We start from the raw sequence: 10,379 nt of genomic DNA, 5'->3' as shown, positions 1-10,379 counted from the left end.
AAATTCAGGTAAGGTTTCCTTAATCGCACGAATCGCCCGGGGAATGATTCCTTCCGGATTATAATTCTCACTGCCATATGCATCTTTCTTCTCCGGAATACCAAAGAGCATCACGGCAGGGATTCCAAGCGCTGCAACTTCTTCTATTTCTCCGATCAATTTATCGATGGACCACTGAAAAACTCTCGGCATAGATTGAATAGGATGTTGTATATCGCTGCCATGCCGAACAAAAAGCGGGTACACAAAGTCAGCAGGATTCAATGTTGTTTCCTGCATCATTCGTCGCAAACTCTCATTCAAACGTAGCCTGCGTGGACGGATATGGGGAAATTCTATCGACATTTTTCTTTCTCTAGTAATTCTGATTGATCGAAATATTCTGTTAACTTAAAGGCAAGGTTTTTAAATGTGTTTTCTGATGTCTGCACAGAAACAGACAAGCCAGCCTGTCTAGCGGTTTCGGCTGTAATTGAACCAAAACAAGCGATACAAATGCCATCTAATAGTTTGATGTCGATCTCACTTATTTTCAGGCGATCGAGGAAATAAAAAATACTTGAAGAACTGGTAAATGTAATGGCATCAATTTCATTTTTAGCCAAACCTGCAGACAAGTCAAAGCCGCCCGTGCCAATTTTGGTTTGATAGGCCGCTATTGCCAGAACTTCAGCGCCCATTTCTGTCAGCTTTTCAGCCAAATAAGGGCGAGCCAGGTTTGATTGGGGCAATAAGATATTTTTTTCTGAAACAGACGGAAATACGTCAACCAGCGCTTCGACAGCATAATCCTCAGGCATTAGGTTCACATCGAGATTTAGATAATTCTCCACCGCAAGCGAGGTTGCAGGTCCTATAGCTGCAATATTTGCTGTATTGAGCCTGGAAGGAGATAATGATAATTCAGCAAGCCGATTAGCGATTGAAAAAACCGTATTTGCGCTTGTGAAAACAATCCAATCAAAATAGTCCTGGTCAGCTTTGTAAAGGGCTGAATCTAACTCTCTTGTGTCATCCGGGGCTGCGATTTCTATGCATGGATAAAATAATGGATTAGCGCCCTGTTCACGCAACAAGTTGGCCAACTCTCCTGCCTGGTGGATCGAACGTGTAATTACAATTTTTTTTGATTTCATGTTTCAACTTTAAGAAGCTCATTTGCACCAAGACCGATTGCTTTTTGTGCAAGCTCTATTCCTATTTTATATGCATCATCAACAAGTTGAACTGATTGTCTTTTGTCAACTTCTATCATTGATGAGCCATCTTGTGCAATAACCCGACCTCGTAAAAACAATGCATCGTTTTCAAATCTAGCAAATGCGGCAATGGGCAAAGAACAGCCTCCGCCCAAACCTGTTAAAAACGCTCTCTCGGCAGTTGTAGCCAATTGGGTTTCTAGATCGTTAATTGTTGCCAGTATTGAGGCCATTGACTCTTCATCACGGCATTGTATACCTAATGCCCCCTGTCCGGGTGCCGGTAACATTTGCTCAAAAGAAAGCACTTCACTAATGACATCTTCAAGCCCAAGACGTTCTAAACCAGCGAATGCTAAAATGATCGCATCATAGATACCTTCTCTATCTAAGGCTTTACGAACGCGGGTCTCCACGTTGCCACGAATGCTTTCCATTCTTAAGTCCGGACGCTTGTATAATACTTGTGAAGTCCTGCGGAAGCTGGTACTCCCAACTCTGGCGCCCACAGGTAGTTTTTCCAAAGTATATCCCTTCCTGCTTACTAAAACATCGAAAGCGGGCGCTCGTTTGGGTATTGCTCCAATCGTTAACCCAGGAGAACATTCCGTTGGTAAATCTTTCAAGCTATGCACTGCAAGGTCAATCGTACCTGACGACAAACCGGATTCCAGTTCGTCAGTGAAAATGCCTTTTCCACCAATCAATGGCAGTGGCGTATCCAGGATTTTATCACCGCGGCTGGTAATGGTTTCAATCTCAAAACTCATTTCAGGATAAAATTTTTGCAGTAATTCCTTGGTAAATTCTGTTTGCCAAAGCGCAAGCTTTGAAGCGCGGCTCCCGAGTCGCAGTGTTGAATTTGATTGTTTGGTACCTGTTTGCATAAAAACACTTATTTGTCAAGATTAAAGAGTTCGCGCACCGTATCTGCATAGTGAAAACCATTGCCATTAGAGGCACTTTTCTTTAGACGAGCTGTAGGCTCATGAAGGATCTGGTTGGAGATTCTGTGTGTCATCTGCTTAATGATTTGCTGGTCATGCGCGTCCAGGTTCTTTAGCCGTCGCAAAGCCTTTTGTAATTCCTCCTCAACCAGGTCTTTTATTTTTCTACGCAAATCGGTTAATACAGGTATAAGCTGCCTGCTGTTCAGCCAATCATAAAGCAATTCTATTTCTTCTTCAATGATTTTTTCTACATGAGGAATTTCGGCTTTACGGTATTCCATATTTTCATCAACAACTGATTTCAGATCATCGATATCGATCAATTCTATATTGTTTAGGTCTTTTATTGTAGGTTCAACATCCCGAGGAAACGCGATGTCAACAATCAATAGAGATCGGTTTTTACGCAATGGTAAGATCTGTTCGACCTGGGAAGAATGGAGCACCAAATGCGGCGCATCGGTTGCGCTAATGATAACATCTGCCCATACTAATACATCTGACAGGTCGTTCCAGTGAACTGCTTTTCCGTTCACTTCTTGCGCCAATTCATTAGCCCGGGAGAAGGTTCGATTGATAACTCTAATTTCTTTTGCATCATATTTTCTTAAAGTACGAACAGCCAATTCGGCCATTTCGCCTGCCCCAATCAAAAGCACTCGAGCTTTTGAAAGATTCGTGACTTTTTGCTGTATTAACCGGGCGCCTGCATGCCCCACAGAAGTTGTATAACGACCAATTCCCGTTTCGTTCCTTGCACGTTTGCCGGTGTGGATCGCTCGAGAAAATGCTTGAGATATGACTGACCCCACATGAAATGCTTTTTGAGCCTCTAGAAAAGTCCGGGTGACTTGACCGAGGATTTGCGGTTCTCCCAGGATCATTGAATCCAAGCCTGAGGCTACCCGCATTAGATGTTCAATTGCTTCTCGATCTTTATAAAAATATAAGTAAGATTTAAGCCGTCCGTATGGAATCCCTTGAAGCTGACCTAAGAACTCTCCCAGTTTCTTTTGTCCATTTTCAGCATTTTCAACATCTGCATAAACTTCAACACGATGGCAAGTTGAGAGAATGATGCTATCAATTTGAGAAATGCCTCCAATTTTTTGACTTCCATTGTCTTTTGGCGTATCTGAAGTTATGTAATTCCGTAGTTCTTCTAATGCCAACTGCAAAGCACATTGTGCAAGTGAAAATTGCTCCCTTAATTCAATCGGCGCCGTGCGATGATTTAACCCGACAAGAATAATAGACATTTTATTACCGTCCAAGAATTCATTAAATTTAAGTTTTTATTTGGTTAGATATTCCCAACAACTAAAGCAGTTACAAACCCCATGCCAACTTAAAGTAATCATTTTTTCATATTTGGGGTAGCTTGATAATATTCATAGAGTATTGATATATATAAAGTTACAAATTTGATTAAACAGATATATAAACCTAATTAAAAGAGAGATGTTTCCTTTTTATTTTCAATATGAAAAATGATTTTTCAGAATGAAAAGACGGGGAACATTTTTAAAATGTTCATACTTGTTGGTTTGTGGTCTGTTTCATAAATTTGGTGACGTATTTTTAAACGGAGCTAAGGGCTGTAGTCATTTGTTTGTTCAATTATCCCTCCTAACCTCCACTTATCAATTCGGTAAAAATCCGCCTGAAAAACTCGGGTAGCATTAGCGCATCTCGCTGGGAATCCGGCTGTCGACCTTTCGGAACTTCAGATTCCGTACGTCGCCGGCATCCAGCGTGAAGCCGGAGACGGCACCGCTCGCGTTTCTGAGGAATTTCAGTTCTCGTCGACCCCAACCAAAGCGATTGCCGGAATAGGGAACCAGGTCAATCCGATTTCCGCCGAGCTCGAGCTGAAGGCTGCCCTCCCTGACCTGGAATGAGTAAAAGAAGTCGAGCTCGTCGCTATAGAAATCACCCGCAAAGGCTTCAAGCTCTTCAATCGGCAGGGTTACGGCTTTCGGGCGAGAAGGTCGGAGTCGGCGTCGGGCCTCGTCGCTTGGGACTGGCGTCTCGGTAAACTGATCGGCAAGGTAAAGGTCGGCGATTTGTCGGGCCAAGAGTCCGGGGTGAAACGAGCTCAAGTTCGACAGGATGACGACCGAGAATCTGTGATCTGGAAACTGCAAGAATTCCGACACATATCCCACCGCCCCTCCACTGTGGCCCATTGTCAATAAGCCACGGTAGGAGCCGAATTTCAGACCAAAGGCGTAGGATAACTCCTCTCCGTCATCTGTTCGTCCGCGCGTGAACATCGTCTGGATCAATTCCTGCGTTCCGGCTCCGAGCTTGTTGTCATAGAAGTTGTTGTCCCAGCGAAGAAAATCCTCGACCGTGGTGATGATGCCGAGGTCACCGACGACCTCGGAGCGAAGGATGTCCAGGCGATACCCCTCATCTTGTTTCGGGGAATAACCGAACCCCAGGTTCCGGATGATAGCGTCCGGGTCGTCATAGAAACGAGTGTTCTTCATGCCAAGAGGATCGAAGATGTTCTCTTGGGCAAATACGCTAGCCTTCATTCCGCTGACGCGTGTGACGATCTCCATCAGAAGAAAATAGCCGGAGTTGGTGTAGGAGAACCTCTCCCCGGGGTCAAAGTTGAGATCTTCCTGTCGGGCGAGAAGTTCAAGAACTTCTCTCGTCGTATAGCCGAATCCGCTTCCCTCGGGTTTCCCGATCAGTTCGACGAGGGTGAGGTATTCGCGGATTCCGCTCGTGTGATGTAACAGGTGGCGAATCGTGATCGGTTGGCCGTAGTCTGACATCTCTGGGAGATAGGCGCGTATGTCGTCGTCGAACGACAGCTTTCCCGGTTCAACGAGGATTGCGATGCACATCGCGACGAACTGTTTAGAGATGGACCCGATCCGCAGAACGGTCTGCGACGTCATGGGAATCCCGTACTCCAGGTTCGCCGTGCCATACCCTCGCGCGTAGATGATTCTTCCCTCCTTATAGACCCCGAGCGCCGCGCCCGGTGAATCCTCCGTATCCCACTCACCGAACAGCTCGTCGACTTGAGCCGTAAGCTCCGATCGCTGGTACGCTTGGCCTGAAGCGCTATCCGAGAGTATGAACGCGGCTGCGAGTACGAAGCCGGTAAGGATGCTTGTCCTCATTGACCTCCTAATCCAATCAAAAATACTGCTATGAGTGACTCGCTTCAAAAGACTATCTTTCAGAAAAAGTGTTGTGCACCTTGGCGCCTCATAGACCCTAGTTAAAATAGCCATTATAACAAGTAGTTTCGAAGAAATATAAACCATTTAGAAAGATAAGTCTTTACCAAGAAATTTCAAAAACTAATAAAAGGAAACTTGTAACGAAGCAAAGCTATTCCGGCCTGGATAGTCCACATATGGAATTCAATTGATGTTAGTATAGGCCTTTGAATTTAATTGTCAAGCATAATTAATTTAATTACCCACAGCGAAAAAAGAAATCAACTCCATCGATACCGAAGGTTAAGTTCTAAAATTAGAGGTTCTCATAAACAGACATTATCTGTTTGATCATTTCATCGTAATTGTTGAATCTGGACTCTTCATAGCACCCTAATGGATTCTCAACAACATTCACCAGGCACTTATTGCAGTAGGTGCATGGCTTATCCGGCGTATCCTTACCCTGTTCGAAAATTTTAACCAGGTCATTATTTGCAATCAAGGGGCGTGCAATTGCAACCGCATCAAAAAAGCCATCATTGATTTTTTCACGAATAACTGAAGCAGTTTGATAGCCTCCCGTATTCAAAACCGGAATACCAATATTCCTTTTGATTTCCTTAGCGTCATTAGCCGAGACACCCTCAATAACATCTCCCCGGGTTCTATTCCACAGAAAATTAAAGATGGGTCTCAATATCTTAAATCTAAAAAGAAGGTAATTCCGAAAAGTAAACTTACCGCTTGAAATCATAGAATCGTACGTTTTACCGGCAACTTTGGGTAATATTCCTCCCGGTGGATTCAAGGGATGAGGAAATAAACTGCCAGTCGAGGCATGAATGGCATCTGCACCGGCTTCTTCAGCCCATTTACAGATTTGTATAGAATCTTCAAGCTTATTTCCTTTTTTGTCCCAAAAGATGACTGCATTATTGTAATCTACCGCGCTGATTTTGAACTGCAAATGGAAGTCTTCTCCGACTTCCTTACGAATTGCCCTGATAATATCCAAAACAAATCGTGCGCGATTCTCTAAAGAGCCGCCATATTCATCCTTACGATCATTAATTCCGGAACTCAGAAATTGCGTAATCAGATATCCATTGGCTCCATGCAATTCCACGCCATCGAGCCCGGCTTCCCTGGCTCTTCTAGCGCCATCTGCAAAATGTTGGATTGTCTCTTTAATCTGTTGAATTGTCATCGCCTGGCATTCGAGACCATGAAACGGCTCGGTTTTGTTTGTTGAACTCAATGCTTTTCGGTTTTCATTTTCAACACCACCAATATCTCGTTGCCTACCGGAATGGCTCAATTGCAAAATGAACTTACAATTATATTGATGTACTCTTTCGCCTACTTTTTTCCAAAATGGAATACGATTATCATGGTCGATCATTGCATAATTTGGCAAAATACGCCCCCTGATGTGAACCGGACAAAACGAGGAAATGATTGCTCCAACGCCTCCTCGTGCGAATTTTTCTTCCCAATTTATCCGTGCAGAGGTACCCGATCCATCGTAATTATCAAATCTTCCGGATATGTTGGATCGAAAAATCCGGTTCTTAACTGTAAGGTTCCGAAACTTCAAGGGTGCAAAAATGACATCCTTTTCCATTAGATTTTCTCCTTGTTTTGAAAAATTTGCTACCAGGGTTTGAATTCAATTTCCTGTCTCTTACCTAAGATGAAAAAGGAATGCCAGATCGTTAACCAGGGAGCGAATTGAAAAAAAGCTTTTGAGAGTAATAAGCTATGGTCACCCTCATTAGGCGTTACAATGAAGTCTCGGATCATTTTAGACATTCTATTGATAAAGCCTGTGTTTTCCGAAATATTATAATCGACAAGTGCAGTATGCATATAGGGTTTAAAAAGCTTTTGGTAAGGTTCGTCTTTGACTAATGAAGCTCGGTAATATCCGAGTTGCCTTGGTCTGCCATTTTTCATCCGGACTTTCCATTCACCCCGAAACCCCTTGTGATCCTGTTCTACATTTTCGTTATAGCCTAAATTCCGATCACCTTTCTTATAAAACGCTTTTTTAAATTATTCCCCGCTTAGCTTACCAACCCAGGTATGAATCCAGCCACAATAAATATAACCGTTCAACTTTTCGTAATCGAAAGCCTGGCTGGTTGCAAGCACATTATCAAGTTCAGACCGACTGCATTGAGCTAGAGACTCAAATGTCCAAATCTTTTTTTCTTCCATAATGACCTCCTTGTATTTTAATTTTTATGACTTCAATTGAATACTACTTTATTACCCATTCTAAACTAAACCCACCCCTGTTGATTACTTAAATATTCCGCCATCGCCATAATTGTAAGCTGGGGATTGACTGTTATTGTAGTTGGGAAAACGCTCGCATCACAGACGTATAGATTTTCATAACCATGTACTTTAAACTGGTTGTTCACAACTCCCTTCTTTTTACTGTCACTCATGGCGTTACCACCCTGGGGGTGGGACGAACCATGGATGACGTCGTTCGGTTTTTTGATCTTTGAGTTGATCAGCCGCTCTATCTTGTCATGGGAATCGAATTCATCCGCCTTCATTTCGATATCCACAAGGGAATTCGGATAAACTGCCTTGGCGCCAGCAGCAAAAAAGACCTGAGTGGCGAGCACCATGCCGTCTTTCAGATCCTTAAAATCCTTGTCTGTCATTGTATAGATGACTGGACCAAGCAGATCCCGCAGGAATTTGATTCGTTTCACGCGTCCATTGTTCTCGGTTCCCACCACTATACCGATACTGGCAAGACGGTCATACGCTCTCATACGCTCAAAATGGGTATTGAACCAACCGGGGATGAGGCCGGACTGAAGCATGGGCGGGTTAAAAATCGTTTCCAAAATGAAGTTACCGCCATCCATATACGATGCCATTTGAGCCCCGTCATAAGAGTTTATCACACGTTCGAATCTGCCGTTCATATTAGTAAATGCATTAAAAGAGAAGTTTTTTCCAACTCTGGAACCACCGATACCGCTCTCCATCAATAAAACACTGGAGCCAATGGCGCCGCACGACACAACCACTTTATCTGCCCGAACAAACAGCTTACGGCCACCCTTTAGCTCGCATTTCACCCCGGTCACTTTATTTCCATGCCTTTCAATTTTTACTACTTTACAGTCCGTAACTACCCTGGCCCCATTGTCGATAGCCCCGGGAATGTAGGTTTCCAGCATAGACATTTTGCGACCATAAGGGCATCCCCAGTTGCAAAACCCACACCCCAATGACTCTTTATAGTTTTTCTTGAAGTAGTCGGACTTATATTTTTTATCAAGCTCGCCGGAGCTCTGTAATTTTTTGATCCCGTCAAGCAATACCCTGCCGCCCTCACCTCCGGTTTCCTCCGAAATCTTGCCCACATTGATCTTTTTCTCCACTCGATCGTAGGCTTCATTCAACTTGTTTACATCTATGTTTACACCAAGCTTCTTCCATACCGCCAATAAATCATGCCCGTTCGGAGACATTCCCGGATTATTAATCCTCAGGCAGATTGCATTATTTATAACTGTTGTTCCGCCGAGGCATTTGCCCTGGATAATGGGCATCAGAGAGTCTACGGTGGTCTGTGCTCCACCCTCTTTATAAAGCTTTGGGATCATTTCCCGGAGATCATGATTCATTTCCTTGGCAGTAACATAACTTCCTTCTTCCAGCAAAACGACATCATTTCCAGCGGCTGCCGCATTATAGGCCACTACTGCACCTCCGGCGCCGGAACCGATCACACAAACTTGGGTTTTCAGGGTATCTTCCGTAGGTGTTTCAATTGGCAGTTTTCTATAGTTAAGTATTTCAAAGTCTTCGGGCTTATATTTTTTACGCTTTTTAACCGGAACGAAATTGACTTTTTCATTAACCCTGGGATCACCATAGTAGCCGAAGAAAAACAGAAGCTTTATTTTAGAGAGAGATCGCAGGATAGTGCCCCTTTTGGTTCTTTCCAGCTTTCTTGAAATTATTTTTTTTCGTGCCTTAGTATTCAGTCTTGAAAACGGAAGTAAGCGAAAAGACAGCAATGGAAACACATATTCAATAATGATAAAAAGTAACCTAATACTACCCTTTCGCTTTGATGGCATTTTAAAAAGGAAAGAATCAAGATTAATTGCAATTTCGCGGGGGGTTATGGCCTCATTCTCACCTTCAATAAACACATCCGCGAATTTTTCAAGCGTTCTGAATTGGCCCTTCGTGAAGAACTGCGGTTTAAGCGGCTGTTTGGTCTGTGTATTTGCTCCCATGACTTGCCTCCATGTTAATTTATATTCAGAGCCTATATGCCTTCGAACCAGATGTATTTATGGTATCATTTTTTTGTCGCACAGGAAGTTGCGTTGATTCACATCGATGTAACGCTAGATATCGACCATAGCCGGGACAGAGACCTGACGATTGAAATTAATGAACTTGATTTATTCATAAACTTGTCGCAGTTTTGGGGTTTTTGACAGCCTGAAAACATTAGAGAATAAGACCTGTCATATGCACTAGAATCTTTGAATTTATTGAGTTTAAACTCAATAAATTTTTGTGTAACTCGAAGAGATTTTTTTTACGGTTTGATTTAAAATTTCATTTGAATAACTCCCCTGATCATCACATAGAAGAGAAGAAGGATGATAAGGTTTTAATCCGTCCATGGAAAAACCGGTTTGAATCAGAGGATGTTGAATTGTAAATAATATATCACAATTATGCAACAATTAAATATTCTTTCTTTAAAAAAAATAAAGTCAAAAAACAGAATACTTGAAGTTATTGCATAACTAACGCCATTTTATATAAAAGCTCAAAATAGATAATCTTTGTCAAAACTTTTTGCTAAATGTGCACTCTATAAAAATCAATTAACCTGGATAATTCATGAATCAGCTTTTAAGCTTAAAGTTTCCTAATGTCATCCCGTCGCACAGGCTGTTGCAAAATGCACAACATCATCTGAAATGTCATTCTGAGCGCCAGCGAAGAATCTTGTTGGTACTGCCCTTAATAACCTGATTATA

10 protein-coding genes are annotated in these 10,379 nt (G+C 42.7%); 1 reads left to right on the top strand and 9 read right to left on the bottom strand.

The features are described 5' to 3' along the window. From IIC38_18430 to IIC38_18390, 9 genes are all read right to left on the bottom strand, one after another. A partial coding sequence (locus tag IIC38_18430; GenBank protein MCH8127904.1) for a porphobilinogen synthase occupies window positions 1-345 on the bottom strand: 345 nt, incomplete at its 3' end. Next, window positions 336-1,136 (bottom strand): uroporphyrinogen-III synthase, encoded by an 801-nt coding sequence (locus tag IIC38_18425; protein MCH8127903.1) that lies wholly within the window; start codon window positions 1,134-1,136, stop codon window positions 336-338. The genes IIC38_18425 and IIC38_18430, both read right to left, overlap by 10 nt. After that, window positions 1,133-2,086 carry a hydroxymethylbilane synthase gene (hemC, locus tag IIC38_18420; GenBank protein ID MCH8127902.1) on the bottom strand — a complete coding sequence of 318 codons (954 nt, stop codon included), beginning with the start codon at window positions 2,084-2,086 and terminating at the stop codon, window positions 1,133-1,135. Before hemC ends, IIC38_18425 begins: the two co-directional genes overlap by 4 nt. Before the next feature lie 8 nt (window positions 2,087-2,094). After that, window positions 2,095-3,408, bottom strand: a complete 1,314-nt coding sequence (locus tag IIC38_18415) for a glutamyl-tRNA reductase (GenBank protein ID MCH8127901.1) — start codon at window positions 3,406-3,408, stop codon at window positions 2,095-2,097. 423 nt (window positions 3,409-3,831) lie between these two features. Continuing rightward, the gene (locus tag IIC38_18410) at window positions 3,832-5,292 is read right to left on the bottom strand and encodes a serine hydrolase (GenBank protein ID MCH8127900.1); all 1,461 of its coding nucleotides are present in this window, start codon (window positions 5,290-5,292) and stop codon (window positions 3,832-3,834) included. A 358-nt stretch (window positions 5,293-5,650) separates the two neighbouring features. Continuing rightward, window positions 5,651-6,961 (bottom strand): NADH:flavin oxidoreductase, encoded by a 1,311-nt coding sequence (locus tag IIC38_18405; GenBank protein MCH8127899.1) that lies wholly within the window; start codon window positions 6,959-6,961, stop codon window positions 5,651-5,653. A gap of 29 nt (window positions 6,962-6,990) precedes the next feature. Beyond that, window positions 6,991-7,293: a hypothetical protein gene (locus IIC38_18400; GenBank protein ID MCH8127898.1), complete on the bottom strand. Its 303-nt coding sequence runs from the start codon at window positions 7,291-7,293 to the stop codon at window positions 6,991-6,993. A gap of 99 nt (window positions 7,294-7,392) precedes the next feature. Next, window positions 7,393-7,557, bottom strand: coding sequence for a hypothetical protein (locus IIC38_18395; GenBank protein MCH8127897.1), 165 nt, complete (start codon window positions 7,555-7,557; stop codon window positions 7,393-7,395). A gap of 65 nt (window positions 7,558-7,622) precedes the next feature. Beyond that, on the bottom strand, window positions 7,623-9,617 hold the full coding sequence (locus tag IIC38_18390; protein MCH8127896.1) for a GMC family oxidoreductase: 1,995 nt from the start codon (window positions 9,615-9,617) through the stop codon (window positions 7,623-7,625). A 36-nt stretch (window positions 9,618-9,653) separates the two neighbouring features. On the opposite strand from IIC38_18390, the gene IIC38_18385 reads away from it, so the two are divergent. Beyond that, complete coding sequence (locus tag IIC38_18385; GenBank protein MCH8127895.1) at window positions 9,654-9,824, top strand: hypothetical protein; 171 nt, start codon at window positions 9,654-9,656, stop codon at window positions 9,822-9,824. The last annotated feature ends 555 nt before the right edge of the window (window positions 9,825-10,379 follow it).

It is taken from the genome of candidate division KSB1 bacterium, from assembly GCA_022566355.1.
Taxonomy (GTDB): Bacteria; Zhuqueibacterota; JdFR-76; order JdFR-76; family DREG01; genus JADFJB01.
This window is presented reverse-complemented; position numbering and strand designations above follow the sequence as displayed.

Bases quoted from the DNA above. Each gene is read 5' to 3' on its own strand.
- hemC (MCH8127902.1), bottom strand. From the start codon at position 2,086: ATGCAAACAGGTACCAAACAATCAAATTCAACACTGCGACTCGGGAGC.
- IIC38_18410 (MCH8127900.1), bottom strand. From the start codon at position 5,292: ATGAGGACAAGCATCCTTACCGGCTTCGTACTCGCAGCCGCGTTCATA.
- IIC38_18385 (MCH8127895.1), top strand. From the start codon at position 9,654: ATGCCTTCGAACCAGATGTATTTATGGTATCATTTTTTTGTCGCACAG.
- IIC38_18415 (MCH8127901.1), bottom strand. From the start codon at position 3,408: ATGTCTATTATTCTTGTCGGGTTAAATCATCGCACGGCGCCGATTGAA.
- IIC38_18390 (MCH8127896.1), bottom strand. From the start codon at position 9,617: ATGGGAGCAAATACACAGACCAAACAGCCGCTTAAACCGCAGTTCTTC.
- IIC38_18425 (MCH8127903.1), bottom strand. From the start codon at position 1,136: ATGAAATCAAAAAAAATTGTAATTACACGTTCGATCCACCAGGCAGGA.
- IIC38_18400 (MCH8127898.1), bottom strand. From the start codon at position 7,293: ATGAAAAATGGCAGACCAAGGCAACTCGGATATTACCGAGCTTCATTA.
- IIC38_18395 (MCH8127897.1), bottom strand. From the start codon at position 7,557: ATGGAAGAAAAAAAGATTTGGACATTTGAGTCTCTAGCTCAATGCAGT.
- IIC38_18405 (MCH8127899.1), bottom strand. From the start codon at position 6,961: ATGGAAAAGGATGTCATTTTTGCACCCTTGAAGTTTCGGAACCTTACA.